A 17,613-nucleotide genomic window follows, 5' to 3' on the forward strand; every position below is an offset into this window, starting at 1 on the left:
CTTTGATCTCGGCGCGCATTATGGCGTAGCTGCCGTTATACGCACCGTGTGCATTGTTAGCAGATTTTTCCTTCACCGCCAGAAAACCGGGCATTGTGCCTACAACCCGCGATGCCCCCGAAGGGGCAGAACGCTGGTTATAATGCGCGGCCTTTTGTGTCAGGCAACGTCTGATCGTTACTGTAAGCAGCCGCTTTTTTTTCATGGCGCTGGCAGTAATTGTTCGATTTCACGGGTCAACGGGAAGCCTGTTGGCTCAGGTAGCGGCGCACGCCAGGCCGCTCAACCAGACTCGCCGAGCCTTTATCTCTGCGCCTGCGAGCCTGCTTTCACAATTTGTCAGGTGGTTTTATGGACAGCATCAACAGCCGCATCGCCGAGGAACTCGGTGTACGCCCACAACAGGTCGAAGCGGCCGTCGCGCTACTCGATGAAGGCTCTACCGTTCCCTTCATCGCCCGCTACCGGAAAGAAGTGACCGGCAGCCTCGATGACATCCAGCTGCGTCATCTGGAAGAGCGTCTGCGCTACCTGCGAGAACTCGACGAACGGCGGATCAGCATCCTCGCCAGCATTCAAGAGCAGGGCAAACTGACCCCGCAACTCGAACGCGACATCAAACTCGCCGACACCAAGACCCGCCTCGAAGACTTGTACCTGCCGTACAAGCAGAAGCGCCGTACCAAGGGCCAGATCGCCCTGGAAGCCGGCCTCGGCGAACTGGCCGACGGCCTGTTCAACGACCCGACCCTGAACCCTGAAACCGAAGCCGCACGTTTCATCGACGTCGAAAAAGGCGTGGCCGATGTGAAAGCTGCCCTTGAAGGCGCCAAGTACATCCTCATGGAGCGCTTCGCCGAAGACGCGGGTCTGCTGGACAAGCTGCGTAACTACCTCAAGCAGGAAGCCACCCTCAGTGCCCGCGTGATCGCCGGCAAGGAAGAGGAAGGCGCCAAGTTCCGCGACTACTTCGAACACGACGAACCACTGAAAAGCATGCCGTCGCACCGCGCGCTGGCGATTTTCCGTGGCCGCAACGAAGGCATTCTGAGTTCTGCACTGAAAGTCGGCGATGAACTGCCCGGCACCATGCACCCGTGCGAAGGCATGATCGGTCAACAATTCGGCATCCAGAACCAGAACCGTGCCGCCGACAAATGGCTGGGCGAAGTGGTGCGCTGGACCTGGAAGGTCAAGCTCTACACCCACCTGGAAACCGATCTGCTGGGCGAGCTGCGCGACGGCGCGGAAACCGAAGCAATTAACGTCTTCGCGCACAACCTGCACGACTTGCTGCTGTCGGCCCCGGCCGGCCCGCGTGCCACCTTGGGCCTTGACCCGGGCCTACGCACCGGCTGCAAGGTCGCCGTGGTCGATGCCACCGGCAAGCTGCTGGACCACGCCACGGTTTACCCGCACGTGCCGCACAACAAGTGGGATCAGACCCTCGCCGTGCTCGCCGCCCTGTGCGCCAAGCATTCGGTGGACCTGATCGCCATCGGCAATGGCACCGCCAGCCGCGAAACCGATAAGCTCGCTGCTGAACTGATCAAAAAATACCCAGCCATGAAGATGACCAAAGTCATGGTCTCCGAGGCCGGTGCATCGGTGTATTCCGCGTCGGAACTGGCCTCCAAGGAATTCCCGGACCTCGACGTATCGATCCGTGGCGCAGTGTCGATTGCCCGTCGCCTGCAAGATCCACTGGCTGAACTGGTGAAGATCGATCCGAAATCCATCGGCGTCGGCCAGTACCAGCACGACGTGTCGCAGCTGAAACTGGCGCGCGGCCTGGACGCGGTGGTCGAGGACTGCGTGAACGCCGTGGGCGTCGACGTCAACACTGCCTCCGTGGCACTGCTGGCGCGTATCTCCGGCCTCAACGCGACCCTGGCGCAGAACATCGTCAGCCACCGCGACGAGCACGGCGCCTTCAAAACCCGTGCGGCATTGAAGAAAGTCGCGCGTCTGGGTGAAAAAACCTTTGAACAGGCCGCAGGCTTCCTGCGGGTAATGAACGGCGACAACCCGCTGGATTCGTCCGCGGTTCACCCGGAAGCCTATCCGCTGGTGCAGCGCATTGCCGCTGAAACCGATCGCGACATTCGCTCACTGATCGGCGACGCGAGCTTCCTCAAGCGTCTCGATCCGAAGAAGTACACCGACGAAACGTTCGGTCTGCCGACGGTCACCGACATCCTGCAAGAGCTGGAAAAACCCGGTCGCGACCCGCGTCCCGAGTTCAAGACCGCCGAGTTCCAGGAAGGCGTCGAAGACCTCAAGGACTTGCAACTGGGGATGATCCTCGAAGGCGTGGTCACCAACGTGACCAACTTCGGCGCTTTCGTCGACATCGGCGTGCATCAGGACGGCTTGGTACACATCTCGGCACTGTCGGAGAAGTTCATCAAGGATCCGCGCGAAGCGGTGAAGGCCGGTGATGTGGTCAAGGTGAAGGTCATGGAAGTCGACATCCCGCGCAAACGCGTTGGCCTGTCGATGCGCATGAGCGACACCCCGGGCGAGAAGATCGACGGTGCCCGTGGCGCGCGTCCGGGGTCGGCACCACGCCAATCCCAGAACACCGCACCGCGCAAGGAAACCACGGCAGCAGCCCCGGCCAACAACGCCATGGCCTCGCTGTTCGCCAACGCCAAACAGTTGAAGAAACGCTGATGGAGATCCCGGCCGGCTTGACCGAAAGCGCGTTTTTCAAGCTGCTGGGGTGTCGCTTGCACAGTCTGGAAACCGGGGTGGCGCAAGTCGCCCTGGGGCTTGCGCCAGAACTGCGCAATCGCGGCGGCAAACTGCACGGCGGCGCCTTGTTCAGTCTGGTTGACATTGCCATGGGGCTGGCCTGTTCCAGCACCCACGGCTTTGACCAGCAGAGCGCGACCATCGAGTGCAAGATCAACTACATCCGCGCCGTCGCCGACGGTGAAGTGATGTGCACGGCACGGGTGATCCATCCGGGCCGCCGCACGCTGGTGGTCGAAGCCGACGTGATGCAAGGCGACAAACTCGTCGCAAAAGCACAAGGCACGTTCGCTGTCCTGTAGATACTCTTCATCAATTTGAGTTAATTTCGGCGCAATGCAACCTGTGGAACCCTGTGGCGAGGGGGCTTGCCCCCGTTTGAGTGCGTAGCACTCACAAGATTTTGGAAACTCAGAGATTTTGGGGCCGCTTCGCAGCCCAACGGGGCAAGCCCCCTCGCCACAGGTCACTCCCACAGGGATTGTGCAATTCCTGACTGACCGGCATTAGGCCTGTGCGGCTCGAAAAAACCAGGCGAAAACGCCAGTTTTAACTTCACCCTTGTAGACCGTCTTGCCCACCCCCATATTGGGGCGACTGATGCGTGAAGGAATCCAACTTGAGCGAACTTCTCAACCGCCGCCTGGCTCTGCTCGGCGAGCGCGCTAACCTCTCTCTGCTCGAACAGTGCCTTCACGGCATCGAACGTGAATGCCTGCGCGTGACGGGCGAAGGGCGCCTGGCGCAAACGCCGCACCCGGAAGAATTGGGTTCCGCGCTGACCAATGAACAAATCACCACCGACTATTCCGAGTCGCTGCTGGAGTTCATCACGCCTGCCCTGCCAGACCCGGCGCAGATGCTGGCGAGCCTGGACAGGATTCACCGTTTTGCCTACAGCAAGCTCGGCAACGAGTACCTGTGGAGTCCTTCGATGCCGTGCCCGTTGCCGGCCGAGGAAGACATCCCGATCGCTTATTACGGCACCTCCAACATCGGTCAGCTCAAGTACGTCTATCGCAAGGGCCTGGCGCTGCGTTACGGCAAGACCATGCAGTGCATCGCCGGGATCCACTACAACTTTTCGCTGCCGGAAAAGCTCTGGCCGCTGCTTAAAGAAGCCGAAGGCTTTGTCGGCACCGACCGCGACTATCAGTCGTCGGCCTACATCGCGCTGATCCGCAACTTCCGTCGCTACAGCTGGCTGCTGATGTACCTGTTCGGCGCCTCGCCTGCGCTGGACGCCGGTTTCCTGCGCGGTCGCTCGCATCAGTTGGAACAGCTGGATCCGGACACGTTGTACCTGCCGTACGCCACCAGCCTGCGCATGAGTGACCTGGGTTACCAGAGTAACGCCCAGGCCGGTCTGACGCCGTGCTACAACGATCTGACCAGCTACACCGACAGCCTGCGCAAAGCGGTGGCCACGCCTTACCCGTCGTACGTCGAGATCGGTACGCACCAGGACGGTGAGTGGGTTCAGCTCAACACCAACATCCTGCAGATCGAAAACGAGTACTACTCCAACATCCGTCCGAAACGCGTGACCTACACCGGCGAACGGCCGATTCAGGCGCTGGTGGCCCGCGGCATTCAGTACGTCGAAGTGCGTTGCCTGGACATCAACCCGTTCCTGCCGATGGGCATCGACCTCACCGAGTCGCGTTTCCTCGATGCGTTCCTGCTGTACTGCGCGCTGAACGACAGCCCGCTGTTGACCAGTACCAGCTGCGGCAACGCGACGTCTAACTTCCTCAGCGTGGTCAAGGAAGGTCGTCGTCCGGGCCTGCAACTGCAACGCGACGGGCACCCGGTAGACCTGAAGGAATGGGCCGGCGAATTGCTGGAAAAGATTGCGCCACTGGCGGCGTTGCTGGATCAAAGCCATGGCGGCGATGCCCACAGCAAGGCACTGGACGCACAACTGGCCAAGGTCAAGGACTCGTCCCTGACGCCATCGGCCCAGGTATTGGCGGCGATGGCCGAGCACAAGGAAAGCTTTGCTCAGTTCTCCTTGCGTCAGAGTCAGGTGCACGCAGAATTTTTCCGTAGCGAGCCGCTTTCAAGCGAAGAACAGGCTGGATTTGAAGAGTTGGCACGTTCGTCGTTGGCTCAGCAGGTAGAGCTGGAACAGAACGAAGTCGGCGATTTCGATGTGTTTGTCGGGTCGTATCAGGCGAGTATTCTGGCGATCAGCAACTAAACTCTGAAGGTCCTTCGGACCTTTTCGCGGGCAAGCCTCGCTCCTACAGTGTCGTGCCAAATCTTGCGACACACATAAAACCTGTAGGAGCGAGGCTTGCCCGCGAAGGCCACACCACGGTCTCCCTTAGAATTTTCCGCTCATAAGGTAATTCGAAAAAGTTATTTATTTTCGGATTCTTATATCATTTAGTCTCCTTTTCACGCCGACTCTCGGTCGCCTGACAAGGAGCTTCCCGATGAAACTGACTTCCCCTCTTCGCCTTCTGGCCGCCGCGCTCCTGGCGTCGGCGAGTGTCCTGGCTCAGGCGGCAGATGTGACCGTCGCCTACCAGACCACCGTTGACCCAGCCAAAGTCGCCCAAGCCGACGGCACCTACGAAAAAGCCACCAAAGCCAACATCGACTGGCGCAAATTCGATAACGGCGCCGACATCATCGCCGCCATCGCTTCAGGCGATGTGCAAATCGGCTACCTCGGTTCCAGCCCCCTGACGGCGGCAATCACCCGCAAAGTTCCGGTGGAAACTTTCCTCATCGCCACCCAGATCGGCGCCGCCGAAGCGCTGGTTGCGCGCGATGGCTCCGGGATCAAGACTCCGCAAGACCTGATCGGCAAGAAAATCGCCGTACCGTTCGTTTCCACCGGCCACTACAGCCTGCTGGCCGCGCTGAAACACTGGAACATCGACCCATCGAAAGTCACCGTGCTCAACCTCGCGCCGCCAGCGATCATCGCGGCATGGAAACGCGGTGATATCGACGCCACCTACGTCTGGGACCCGGCTCTCGGCGTGGCCAAGGAAAACGGCAAAGTGCTGATCACCTCGGGCGAACTGGCCAAGTTCGGCGCGCCGACTTTCGATGCCTGGATCGTGCGCAAGGATTTCGCCCAGAAGCACCCGGAAATCGTCACCGCGTTCGCCAAAGTGACCCTCGATGCCTACGCCGACTACCGCAAAGACCCGAAAGCCTGGCTCGCCAACCAAAGCAATGTCGACAAACTGGTAAAGCTCTCCGGTGCCAAGGCCAGCGACATTCCATTGCTGCTGCAAGGCAACGTCTTCCCGCTCGCGGCTGATCAGGTGCTCACCCTCGGCGCGCCGACCACCAAGGCCATCACCGACACCGCCGTGTTCCTCAAGGAACAGGGCAAGGTCGAGGCCGTGCTGCCGGACTACGCGCCGTACGTCAGCGCCAAATACATCACCAATTGATCGGGAGTTAACCGCGATGGCTTTGCTTCAGCTGGAGCGCATCTGCGCACAGTACCCAGGCAGCACGGAACCTGTGCTGGCGGATATTTCCCTGAGCCTTGGGCCCCGGCAGTTGCTGGTCGCCCTCGGCCCGTCCGGCAGTGGCAAGACCTCGCTGTTGAACCTGATTGCCGGTTTCGTCGAACCCAGTGCCGGGCGCATCACCCTTGACGGTGTGCCGGTCAAAGGCCCGAGCGCCGAGCGCGGCGTGGTGTTCCAGGACGACGCCCTGCTGCCTTGGCAGGACGTGCTGGCGAACGTCGGCTTCGGTCTGGAACTGGCTGGCGTCGCCCGGGACATACGCGAAATCCGCGCCCGGGAAATGCTCGCGCTGGTGGACCTTTGCGGTTTCGAAAATCGCCGAATCTGGCAGCTCTCGGGCGGCCAGAAACAACGTGTCGGCCTCGCTCGCGCCCTCGCAGCAGACCCTCGGGTTTTGCTGATGGATGAACCCTTCGGTGCCCTCGATGCCTTCACCCGCGAACAGATGCAGGAACTGCTGCTGCAAGTCTGGCAACGCACCGCCAAACCGGTGTTCCTGATTACCCACGACATTGAAGAAGCGGTGTTCCTCGCCACGGATCTGATTCTGCTGGCGCCCAACCCCGGGCAAGTCGTCGAACATCTGAGCCTGGATTTCGGTCAGCGTTACGCCGCCGGCGAATCGGCGCGGGCGATCAAATCCGATCCGCGCTTTATCGAAACCCGCGAACACGTGCTCGCCAAAGTGTTCTCCCAACGCAGTGCCGTCCAGCGGCAGGAGCGCGCATGAGCACCTATGAAATTCCCGCCACGACGGTGAAACCGGGCTCAAAGGTGAAGAGCTCGGCGGTAATCGCGCAGCGTCGCAGTTTGAACACGCGCTGGATCAGCATGCTGACACTAGTCGCTCTCGTTGCCATTTGGTGGGCCGTCACGGAAACAGGTTTGATCGAACCGCTGTTCCTGCCGCCACCCTCCGCCGTGCTGCAAAAAGGCTGGCTGCTGGTGACCACCGGCTACATGGATTCGACCTTGTGGCAGCATTTGGGCGCGAGCCTCAGCCGTATTGGCCTGGGCCTGGGCTTCGCCGTGCTAACCGCCGTTCCGGTGGGCATCGCCATCGGCCACAACCGCATCGCTCGCGGCATTCTTGATCCGCTGATCGAGTTCTATCGCCCGATTCCGCCGCTGGCTTATCTGCCGTTGATCGTGATCTGGTGCGGCATCGGTGAGTTGTCGAAAGTGTTGCTGATCTACCTGGCGATCTTCGCGCCGATCGCGATAGCCACCGCCACTGGCGTACGCACCGTCGACCCGGCGAAATTGCGCGCCGCGCAGTCGCTGGGCGCGACTCGGGCGCAGTTGATTCGGCATGTGATTCTGCCCAGTGCCTTGCCGGACATTTTGACTGGCGTGCGGATTGGTTTGGGTGTGGGTTGGTCGACGCTGGTGGCCGCCGAGTTGATCGCCGCCACCAGTGGTTTGGGCTTCATGGTGCAATCGGCCGCGCAATTCCTGGTCACCGATGTGGTGGTGTTGGGGATTCTGGTGATCGCATTGATCGCCTTCGCCATGGAAATGGGCCTGCGTGCGCTGCAACGCAAACTGGTGCCATGGCATGGCCAGGCTCACTGAATACTCATGTGGGAGTGGGCCTGTGTGGCAAGGGGGTCTGCCTGTGGCGAGGGGGCTTGCCCCCGTTGGGCCGCGAAGCGGCCCCAAAACAACCCCGGCAACACGTTCCTCCAGCCAGTTTTTTCAGACACAGGTTTTACGACTGCTTCGCAGCCGAACGGGGGCAAGCCCCCTCGCCACAGGCTCGCTCCCACAGTAGGCACCCCGGATTGAAGAGAACACCATGAGCCACCTGACCATCGTCCCTTTAAGCTCCGCCCTCGGCGCGCAAATCAGCGGCATCGATATCAGCCAGCCGCTGAACGTTGAGCAACGCGATGCCATCGAGCAGGCGCTGCTCAAGCATCAAGTGCTGTTCTTCCGCGACCAGCCGATCGAGCCGCAACAGCAAGCGCGATTCGCCGCCTATTTTGGCGACCTGCACATTCATCCGATCTACCCGAACGTGCCTGAGCAGCCGGAAGTGCTGATCCTCGACACCGCCGTCACCGACGTGCGGGACAACGCGATCTGGCACACCGACGTGACCTTCCTGCCGACCCCGGCCATGGGTGCAGTGCTCAGCGCCAAACTGCTGCCCGAATTTGGCGGCGACACACTATGGGCCAGTGGTATTGCGGCGTATGAAGCGCTGTCCGCACCGATGAAAACTCTGCTCGAAGGGTTAACTGCTACTCACGATTTCACCCGCTCGTTCCCACTGGAACGCTATGGCAATACACCGCAAGCCCTGGCCCAGTGGGAAGAAGCCCGACGCAAGAACCCACCGCTGTCGCACCCGGTGATTCGTACGCACCCGGTGAGCGGACGGCGCTCGTTGTTCGTCAATGAAGGGTTCACGTCGAAGATCAATGAGCTGTCGGAGACGGAAAGCGAAGTGATTCTGAAATTCTTGTTCGCCCACACCACACGGCCGGAATTCACCATCCGCTGGTGCTGGCAGAAAGACGACATCGCGTTCTGGGACAATCGTGTGACCCAGCATTACGCGGTGGATGATTACCGCCCGGCACGGCGGGTGATGCAGCGGGCGACTGTGTTGGGGGATGTGCCTTTCTTTCGGTGAACCGATCATTCCCCCGCTCCGCGTGGGAATGCCTCAACGGACGCTCTGCGTTCGGCTTTGGATGGGACGCGGAGCGTCCCGGGCTGCATTCCCACGCGGAGCGTGGGAACGATCAGTACGGAGTTATTCAGCCGTCGAAGGTTTCTCCCAAAGATTGACCCCACCCTCTTGGGCAAACCGATCAATCTCCGCCAGTTCTTCCACGCTAAAATTCAGATTCTTCAACGCTCCGACATTCTCGATAATCTGCTCCGGCCGGCTCGCACCGATCAGCGCCGAGGTCACCCGTGGATCGCGCAGGGTCCAGGCCAGCGCCAACTGCGCCAGGCTCTGACCACGGCGTTTGGCGATTTCATTGAGCGCCCGCACATGGGCGATGTTGGCTTCGGACAGGTGAGACGCCTGCAACGAACCACCGCCCGGACGATTGACCCGCGCATCCGCTGGCACGCCATTGAGGTACTTGTCGGTTAACAGCCCCTGAGCCAATGGAGTGAAGGCGATCACGCCGGTACCGAGTTCATCGGTGGTGTCCAACAGGTCCTTTTCCACCCAGCGGTTGAGCAAGTTGTAGGCCGGTTGATGAATCAACAACGGCACTTTCCACTCTTTCAGCAACCCGGCGATTTCACGGGTTTTGACCCCGGAATAGGACGAGATGCCGATGTACAGCGCCTTGCCCTGCTGCACGGCGGTGGCCAGTGCGCCGGCCGTTTCTTCAAGCGGCGTGTCCGGATCGAAGCGGTGGGAGTAGAAGATATCTACGTAGTCGAGGCCCAGGCGTTGCAGGCTCTGGTCGAGGCTGGCCAGCACGTATTTGCGCGAACCACCGCCCTGACCGTACGGGCCAGCCCACATATCCCAACCGGCCTTGCTGGAGATGATCAACTCGTCGCGGTACTGCTTGAAGTCTTCACGCAGCAAACGACCGAAGTTGATCTCGGCGCTGCCATACGGCGGGCCGTAGTTGTTGGCCAGGTCGAAATGGTTGATGCCCAGATCGAATGCCGTGCGCAGCAACGAACGCTGGGTGTCTATCGGCGTGCTGTCGCCGAAGTTGTGCCACAAGCCCAGAGACAGTGCCGGCAGCACCAGCCCGCTGCGCCCCACGCGGCGGTAAGGGATGGAATCGTAGCGGTTTTCGGCAGCGGTGTAGGTCATCGAATCCTCTCTTGTCTGTCTTGAATGCGGTATCGACTGCTCTGCAAGTTGCCCAGCATACGCTTGGACAAACGCCGATAAACCTCGGACTCGAGAAAATGCTGAAACGTTTCATAGATTATTAAATCTGACCCACCGCATAGCGCCGATATCCACTCCCAACGTTTACGCCGACAACTCACGCAACGCGGCAGCCGCCAAAAAACCAGATCTTGAGCTGTATCGCTGATCTCTTCTGACCGTCTGGTCGATACGCTCAAGCAACTGCTCAGGAAGCGTGGCATTGAAGCGCACCGACTTGCCGAAATAAGGCGTGATATCGAATTCGACCACACCCCACACGCCGCCAGCGTAATCAGGGTTATCCAGATGAGCGTCAATCTCACGCACCTGCGGAAGTGGATCACCATCGGCGACCAGACCTTCGTAGTGCAAAGCCAACGCTTCTTTCACGTTTTCAAATGCCTGCGCCACAGTAGCGCCCGCAGAGAAGCACCCCGGCACGTCCGGGATAATCACTCCGTATTCTGAGTCGGCATCCTTGTGCAGAACGACCGGGAATTTCATTTTTCGATGATTTCTCTGTTGAAAGAGCATGGACTGTAAAACAGAAATCTACACGCATACACACCATACATATCTTGCAAAGATCGCAGCCTTCGGCAGCTCCTACGCTCGACCGCATATCACTGGAGCTGCCGAAGGCTGCGATCTTTTGATCTTCGCTTGCCTTCAAACGGCATCCGCAAACACTTCCCCCAACCAATCCACAAACACCCGAACCCGTGGCGACATGTGTTTGTTATGGGGATACAGCACCGAAACCGGCATCGGCGGCGGTGGTGTGTCGACCAGGACTTCCTGCACCAGGCCTTGGGAAATCAGGGTTTCCATTCGGTAATGCGGGCACTGGATCAGGCCCAATCCGGCAATCGCCGAGGCCGCGTAGATCTCCGCACCAAACACTGACAGCGCGCCATCGATGGCCACTTCCTTGAGTTCGCCATCGACCACGAACTCAAACGGAAACAACTTGGCGGTGGTGCGCGAAACGTAGTTCACCGCGCGGTGGCGGCTCAGGTCGTCGAGGCTTTTCGGTTCGCCGTATTTACGCAGGTAGGCGGGGCTGGCGCAGGTAATCTGCCGCAAGTTGGCAACACGTTTACCGATCAGTGCAGAGTCGCCCAAGGTGCCGGCGCGCAACACGCAATCAACGCCTTCGGCGATCAGGTCGACGAAGCGGTCGGCTTCGCTGATGGACAGTTCGATATCCGGGTAGCGCGCCATGAATTGCGGCAACGCCGGGATCACGAAGTGCTTGGCCAAGGTACCGTGCAGATCCACTCGCAACCGCCCTTTCGGCGCTACGCTGCGAAATGCCAGTTCGGCCTCTTCCAGTTCCGCCAGCAACTGCACACAACGCAAGTAATACGCCTCGCCATCCAGCGTAGGACGGACCTTACGCGTGCTGCGCTCCAGTAAACGAGTGCCGAGCCAGGCTTCGAACTGATTCAGCGTGTGGGTCAGCGTCGCCCGGGGCAGGTTCAGGTCATCGGCCGCCAGGGTGAAGCTGCTGCGCTCGTAGATCCGCACGAACACCTTCATCGCTTTGACTTGATCCACGGGTCACTCCTGGCGCTCGATTGTTGGCGATTATTGAACAGTCAAGGCAACTCTCATGCATTTATCGGCCTGAGTAAACATGTGAGTCTGGCTCCACTTCAAACCACTCCAAGGAATCAACGCCATGACTGCTCAAACTTCGAAAGTTGCCATCGTGACCGGCGCCTCCCGAGGCATCGGCGCTGTGATCGCCAGGCAACTGGCCAGCGAAGGTTTCGCCGTCGCCATCAACTACGCCAGCAGCGCCACTGAAGCCTCAAAACTGGTTGTGGAACTGCGTCAGGCCGGGCATCAGGCCATAGCGGTCAAGGCTGACGTGGCCAATGCCGATGACGTGCGCCGGTTGTTCGACGAAACCGAAACCCAACTGGGAAAGGTCGACGTGCTGATCAACAACGCCGGCATCCTCAAAGTGATGCCGCTGGCGCAGTACACCGACGAACTGTTCGACCAGACTTTCAACATCCACGCTCGCGGCACCTTCAACACCTTGCGTGAAGCGGCGACGCGTCTGAACAGCGGTGGCCGGATCATCAACTTCTCCAGCAGCACCGTTGGGCTTAACTTGCCGGGCTACGCGGTGTACATCGCCAGCAAAGCGGCGGTGGAATCCCTGACCCAGGTGTTCTCCAAGGAAATGCGCGGGCGCAACATCACCGTCAACGCGGTGGCGCCTGGCCCGGTGGCGACTGAGCTGTTTTTGCACGGCAAGAGCGAAGAGCAAATCCAGACTTTCGCCAAGATGCCTCCACTGGAGCGTTTGGGTCAGCCGGAGGATATTGCTCGCGTTGTGTCGTTTCTGGTGGGGCCGGATTCGGCTTGGGTCAATGGGCAGATTTTGCGGGTGAATGGTGGGTTGGTTTAACTATGCTCGATGTATTGGGGTGAATCAGCAAGGCCGCCTTCGCGGGCAAGCCTCGCTCCTACAAACGCAGTGTCGTTCGACACAAAAACCTGTAGGAGCGAGGCTTGCCCGCGAAGACGACCTCAAAGACACCACACATCTGAAGGAGGGGAATGCATCATGCACACCACCATCATCATCTTCTTCGGCCTGGTCCTGCTGGCTCTGATGCTGTTCATCGGAAAGAAAATCGGCTTCCACCGCCAGACCCTGGCCTACAGTTTTGTCGTGCTGTGGCTGGCGTTGACCTTGATCAACGGCGCGGTCGGCATGGTCAACGCCGGCCAGCCGTTGAGCACGGAACTGGTGGTGGGTAGCGCGGTATTCGGCGTCCCGGTTGCGGCGCTGGTGTTGTTCATGACGATGAGCACTGACGCCTGACAAGACGTCAGCGCCACCCTTCTCAATCAACGCACCAGGTGCAGGAACTGCATGTGCCGCTCGTACTGGTCGAGGATGTCGTTGATGACCTGCTCCTTGGTGTAGCCCACCAGATCGTAATCCTGACTGCCCTCGCGCAAATGCACTTCGGCGCGGTGGTAACGACGGTTGTTGAGTTGCTTGGAACCCATGCCGCCACGGGCGAAGGACGGCGTGAAGTAACCACGCATCTGCACCTGATAGATGAACGGATGCAGTTCGCCGTGACCGATTTCCAGGCTGACATTGTCATTGGCCGGATCGGGCTGAGTGACCACGTGTAAGCCCTTCTCGACGAACACTGCCGTCACTTCTTCAATCGCCGGACGCACCGTCGTATCAAGGAAGCGATAGACCTCATCGCGCGACGGGAAATGCACCGCCTGACTCAAGCGCTGACGCCAACCACCGCGCCGCGAACCGGACACCGGCGCGAGGGAATGCAGTTGCGCGATCTGCTTCTGCGATTCCAGATAAAACGCCTTGTGCAGCCCCCACATCATCAGCAGCAAAATCATCGAGAACGGTAACGAGGTCAGCACCACTGCTGACTTCAACGCGTCGATGCTGCCGGAGAACAACAGCGCGCTGGTCACCAGCGCCGTCATCGCGCCCCAGAACACTCGCAACCATTTCGGCCCGTCTTCATCCGGGTTACCACCCTTGGCGGACAACGTCGACAACACCACAGTGCCGGAGTCGGCGGAGGTCACGAAGAACACGAAGCTGATGAACACCGTGACCGCAATCACGGTTTTGCTCCACGGGTAGGTTTCCAGCAGCAGGTACAGGGTCATCGACGGGTTGTCGATGGCCGATATGCCGAGCGCGCTCATGCCGTGGTTGAGGACCTGGTCGATGGCGCTGTTGCCGAAGATCGACATCCACGCCAGGGTGAAACCGAGCGGGATCAGCAACACGCCGAAGACGAATTCACGGATGGTCCGGCCACGGGAAATCCGTGCGATGAACAGGCCCACGAATGGCGACCATGCAATCCACCAGGCCCAGTAGAACACCGTCCAGCCGCCCAGCCAGTCGCTGGGTTTGTCGTAGGCGTAGAGGTCGAAACTCTTCATCGGCAAGGCGCCGAGGTAATCGCCGAGGTTCTGGATCAGTGTGTTGAGCAAGTGCTGGGTGGGGCCAGCGAACAATACGAACAGCAGCAGCGCACAGGCCAGCAGCATGTTGATGTCGGACATCACCCGCACACCTTTATCGACGCCGGACACCGCAACGATGATCGCCGCACCCATCATCAGCGTGATCAGACCGACCTGAATCCACTGGGTGTGAGCGATGCCGAACAGGTAATCGAGGCCCGAGTTGAGGTGCAATACGCCAAAGCCCATGTCGGCACCGAGGCCGAATACCGTGGCGATGATGCCGAAGCCGTCCACCGCGTAGCCGATGGGCCCGTTGATGCGCTTGCCGATCAGCGGGTACAGCGCCGAACGCAGGGCCAGCGGCAGGTTATGTCGATAGGCGAAATAGGCCAGCGCCATGCCGACGAAGGCGAACACGCCCCAACCGTGCAGGCCCCAGTGCAGAAACAGAATCTGCATTGCCTGCCGTGCCGCATCCGCCGTGCCGGCTTCACCTTGCGGCGGTTGTGCCAAGTGCGTCAGCGGTTCGGACACGCAAAAGAAAAACAGCGTGATGCTGATCCCGGCGGCGAACAGCATGCCGGCCCAGGACAGGTAGCTGAATTCGGGCTCGTCGTGGTCGGCACCGAGCTTGATCTTGCCGTAGCCAGACAAGGCGGTGACCACCACGAAGACCAGATACAGCGTCATCGCGAGCATGTAGTACCAGCCGACCGTATTGGCCGCCCAGTTTTGCGCTTCCAGAAGCCAGGCACCGGCCTGTTCGGGTATCGCCATGACCACAACGGCGAACAACAAAATAAAGGTCGCCGCGAAATAAAACACCGGCGGATTCATGCGGACCTGGCCGCTTGCGGGGGGGGACGATGCACTCATGAAAAGTGCACCTCAAGGGGGTGAAACAGGGCAATCAATAACGGACTCGGCAAAGGCAAGCCTCCTGTTGTGAGCGGGCAGCAAACCGGTGGTTTAACTTGAATGAGCGTTCAAGTTAAACATGGATAGGGGGCTAAGGACTAATCGCAGGGCTCGGCGGTACTTTTCGTACGCTAGCTCAGGGAAGGGCTGTGGCGAGGGAGCTTGCTCCCGTTGGGCCGCGAAGCGGCCCCAAAAATCGCGACCCCATCCATGTGGATAAACGGCGTTGTCTGTATTTGCGGTTGCTACGCAACCGAGCGGGAGCAAGCTCCCTCGCCACAAAAACGCAATGCGTTATCGAAATTACTTCTGCGTCCCATCATCATGCTGCAGATTCGCCTGGGTCAGATTGCACCCCGCCGGCACGCTGCGGGTCAGCCAGACGTTGCCGCCGATGGTCGAGCCCTTGCCGATGGTGATGCGCCCCAGAATCGTCGCTCCGGCATAGATCACCACATCGTCCTCGACGATCGGATGCCGCGGATGACCCTTTTGCAACTGGCCGTCTTCATCCGCCGGAAAGCGCTTGGCGCCCAACGTCACGGCTTGATAAATCCGCACGCGCTCACCAATGATCGCGGTCTCGCCGATCACCACACCCGTCCCGTGATCGATGAAGAAACTGCGCCCGATCTGCGCCCCCGGATGGATGTCGATGCCGGTGGCCGAATGGGCGATTTCCGCGCTGATCCGCGCCAGCAGCGGCAAGCCGGCGCGATACAAATGATGGGCCAGACGATGGTGAATCACCGCCAGAATCCCCGGATAGCAGAGCAACACTTCATCGACACTGCGAGCCGCCGGGTCGCCGTGATAGGCCGCCAGTACGTCGGTGTCCAGCAGAGTGCGCAGCCCCGGCAAAGCCAGGGCGAAATCCTGAATGATCTGGATGGTTTTGGCCTCGACTTCAGTGTCGGCCTGGGCACTGTGGCGCGCGGCGTAACGCAGTTCGAGCCGCGCCTGGGCCAGCAACGCGTTCAGCGCCACGTCGAGTGTGTGGCCGACGTAGAAGTCTTCACTCTCCTCGCGCAAATCCACCGGGCCCAGACGCATCGGGAACAGCGCACCGCACAAGGCTTCGAGAATATCCGCCATGGCCGCTCGGGACGGCAACTCGCGACCGCCCTGCTCGCCGCTGGCACGGCCGTTTTGTGCGCGCCACTGCTCGCGCGCCGTACGCAGTTGGCTGACGATGGTCTGCAATTGCCAATGGCTGGAACGCTCGCTCACGGTAAAAACTCCTCACGGGCGGCCGGACTGTCTGGCCGCGTTAACCGCGATTACTTTACGGCAACGGCTTGCAGCCGAATTAAGAACCAATAGTGCTGAGATCAACACTTTTGGCTATAAGCGATTGGCAGTTGCCCCACTAAATACCCGTGCCTATAGTCCTGACATCTTCCTCCGCCAGTACGGACCCATGATCAAACAACAGCTTGCCCGCTTTAACCGCCTCGACCTGCTCGGTCATCCTACCCCCCTGGAAAAACTCGAACGCCTGTCGACCTGGCTAGGCCGCGATGTGTACGTCAAACGCGATGACCTGACGCCATTGGCACTGGGCGGCAACAAGCTGCGCAAACTCGAATACCTGGCCGCCGATGCCCTGGCCCAAGGCGCTGATACGTTGATCACTGCAGGCGCGATCCAGTCCAACCACGTGCGCCAGACCGCTGCCATTGCGGCCAAGCTTGGCCTGGGCTGCGTGGCCCTGCTGGAAAATCCGCTGGGCACTGACGACAGCAACTATATCGGCAACGGCAATCGGCTGTTGCTGGACCTGTTCGACGCCAAGGTCGAGCTGGTGGAAAACCTCGACAACGCCGACGAGCAATTGGAAGCGCTGGCCGGGCGTCTGCGCAGTAACGGCAAGAAGCCGTATCTGGTGCCGATTGGTGGCTCGAATGCATTGGGCGCTTTGGGTTATGTCCGTGCAGGCCTGGAGCTGGCCGAACAGATCAAGGACACCGGGCTGCAATTCGCCGCCGTGGTGCTGGCGTCCGGCAGTGCCGGTACCCACAGCGGCCTGGCGCTGGCATTGAGCGAAGTACTGCCGGATTTGCCAGTGATCGGCGTGACTGTTTCCCGTAGCGATGAAGAGCAACGACCGAAAGTCCAAGGCCTCGCCGAGCGCACGGCCGAGTTGCTGGGCGTGAGTCTGCCGGCGAATTTCAAAATCGAACTGTGGGACGAATATTTCGGCCCGCGTTATGGCGAGCCGAATGCCGGGACACTGTCGGCGCTGAAGCTGCTGGCGAGCCAGGAAGGGTTGTTACTGGATCCGGTGTACACAGGCAAGGCCATGGCCGGTTTGCTCGACGGCATTGGGCGCCAGCGCTTCAATGACGGCCCGATCATCTTCCTGCACACCGGTGGGGCGCCGGCACTGTTTGCCTACAAAGACTTTCTGTAAATGATCGTTCCCACGCTCTGCGTGGGAACGCAGCCCGGGACGCTCCGCGTCCCTAGAGGCATTCCCACGCAGGAGCGTGGGAACGATCACTTAGCCAAAAAAAGAATAACAAACTCAATATTTAGTATTTTCCTATCTAAAGACAACATCATATAGTCGCGCCGCAGGCG

15 protein-coding genes are annotated in these 17,613 nt (G+C 60.0%); 10 read left to right on the forward strand and 5 right to left on the reverse strand.

From position 1 onward, the window contains the following. Nucleotides 1-351 precede the first annotated feature (351 nt). The 7 genes from PMI18_RS10345 (at nucleotide 352) to tauD (ending at nucleotide 8,898) form a co-directional block, all read left to right on the forward strand. Nucleotides 352-2,676: a Tex family protein gene (locus tag PMI18_RS10345; protein ID WP_007903086.1), complete on the forward strand. Its 2,325-nt coding sequence runs from the start codon at nucleotides 352-354 to the stop codon at nucleotides 2,674-2,676. Beyond that, nucleotides 2,676-3,059 (forward strand): PaaI family thioesterase, encoded by a 384-nt coding sequence (locus PMI18_RS0129640; RefSeq protein WP_007903088.1) that lies wholly within the window; start codon nucleotides 2,676-2,678, stop codon nucleotides 3,057-3,059. The genes PMI18_RS10345 and PMI18_RS0129640 overlap by 1 nt, the downstream gene beginning before the upstream one ends. 317 nt (nucleotides 3,060-3,376) lie before the next feature. Continuing rightward, nucleotides 3,377-4,960, forward strand: coding sequence for a glutamate--cysteine ligase (gene gshA / locus PMI18_RS10340; RefSeq protein ID WP_007903090.1), 1,584 nt, complete (start codon nucleotides 3,377-3,379; stop codon nucleotides 4,958-4,960). A 238-nt stretch (nucleotides 4,961-5,198) separates the two neighbouring features. Then, on the forward strand, nucleotides 5,199-6,176 hold the full coding sequence (gene tauA / locus PMI18_RS10335) for a taurine ABC transporter substrate-binding protein (protein ID WP_007903094.1): 978 nt from the start codon (nucleotides 5,199-5,201) through the stop codon (nucleotides 6,174-6,176). 16 nt (nucleotides 6,177-6,192) lie between these two features. Further along, nucleotides 6,193-6,987 carry a taurine ABC transporter ATP-binding subunit gene (gene tauB, locus PMI18_RS10330; protein WP_007903098.1) on the forward strand — a complete coding sequence of 265 codons (795 nt, stop codon included), beginning with the start codon at nucleotides 6,193-6,195 and terminating at the stop codon, nucleotides 6,985-6,987. Beyond that, complete coding sequence (gene tauC, locus PMI18_RS10325) at nucleotides 6,984-7,832, forward strand: taurine ABC transporter permease TauC (protein ID WP_007903099.1); 849 nt, start codon at nucleotides 6,984-6,986, stop codon at nucleotides 7,830-7,832. The genes tauB and tauC overlap by 4 nt, the downstream gene beginning before the upstream one ends. 223 nt (nucleotides 7,833-8,055) lie before the next feature. Continuing rightward, nucleotides 8,056-8,898: a taurine dioxygenase gene (gene tauD, locus PMI18_RS10320; RefSeq protein ID WP_007903100.1), complete on the forward strand. Its 843-nt coding sequence runs from the start codon at nucleotides 8,056-8,058 to the stop codon at nucleotides 8,896-8,898. Between the two features lie 123 nt (nucleotides 8,899-9,021). Here tauD and mgrA read toward each other — a convergent pair whose 3' ends face one another. The 3 genes from mgrA to PMI18_RS10305 form a co-directional block, all read right to left on the reverse strand. Further along, complete coding sequence (mgrA, locus tag PMI18_RS10315; protein ID WP_007903102.1) at nucleotides 9,022-10,059, reverse strand: L-glyceraldehyde 3-phosphate reductase; 1,038 nt, start codon at nucleotides 10,057-10,059, stop codon at nucleotides 9,022-9,024. Between the two features lie 165 nt (nucleotides 10,060-10,224). Further along, nucleotides 10,225-10,626, reverse strand: coding sequence for a type II toxin-antitoxin system HicB family antitoxin (locus tag PMI18_RS10310; RefSeq protein ID WP_007903104.1), 402 nt, complete (start codon nucleotides 10,624-10,626; stop codon nucleotides 10,225-10,227). Between the two features lie 165 nt (nucleotides 10,627-10,791). Further along, entirely contained in the window at nucleotides 10,792-11,682 is an 891-nt protein-coding gene (locus PMI18_RS10305; RefSeq protein WP_007903106.1) for a LysR family transcriptional regulator, read from the reverse strand. Between the two features lie 124 nt (nucleotides 11,683-11,806). On the opposite strand from PMI18_RS10305, the gene PMI18_RS10300 reads away from it, so the two are divergent. Both PMI18_RS10300 and PMI18_RS10295 read left to right on the forward strand, forming a co-directional pair. Beyond that, a complete protein-coding gene (locus PMI18_RS10300) occupies nucleotides 11,807-12,547 on the forward strand; it encodes an SDR family oxidoreductase (protein ID WP_007903108.1) in 741 nt (246 codons plus the stop codon). A gap of 159 nt (nucleotides 12,548-12,706) precedes the next feature. Next, nucleotides 12,707-12,967 (forward strand): hypothetical protein, encoded by a 261-nt coding sequence (locus tag PMI18_RS10295; protein WP_007903109.1) that lies wholly within the window; start codon nucleotides 12,707-12,709, stop codon nucleotides 12,965-12,967. A gap of 26 nt (nucleotides 12,968-12,993) precedes the next feature. Here PMI18_RS10295 and betT read toward each other — a convergent pair whose 3' ends face one another. Then, the gene (gene betT / locus PMI18_RS10290; RefSeq protein WP_162831698.1) at nucleotides 12,994-14,949 is read right to left on the reverse strand and encodes a choline transporter BetT; all 1,956 of its coding nucleotides are present in this window, start codon (nucleotides 14,947-14,949) and stop codon (nucleotides 12,994-12,996) included. A 384-nt stretch (nucleotides 14,950-15,333) separates the two neighbouring features. Then, on the reverse strand, nucleotides 15,334-16,260 hold the full coding sequence (gene epsC / locus PMI18_RS10285) for a serine O-acetyltransferase EpsC (RefSeq protein WP_007903111.1): 927 nt from the start codon (nucleotides 16,258-16,260) through the stop codon (nucleotides 15,334-15,336). Nucleotides 16,261-16,450: 190 nt separating this feature from the next. Here epsC and PMI18_RS10280 point away from each other — a divergent pair, with 190 nt between their 5' ends. Then, nucleotides 16,451-17,443: a D-cysteine desulfhydrase gene (locus PMI18_RS10280; protein ID WP_007903112.1), complete on the forward strand. Its 993-nt coding sequence runs from the start codon at nucleotides 16,451-16,453 to the stop codon at nucleotides 17,441-17,443. The last annotated feature ends 170 nt before the right edge of the window (nucleotides 17,444-17,613 follow it).

It is taken from the genome of Pseudomonas sp. GM102, assembly GCF_000282555.1.
In the GTDB taxonomy this organism is placed as follows: Bacteria; Pseudomonadota; Gammaproteobacteria; order Pseudomonadales; family Pseudomonadaceae; genus Aquipseudomonas.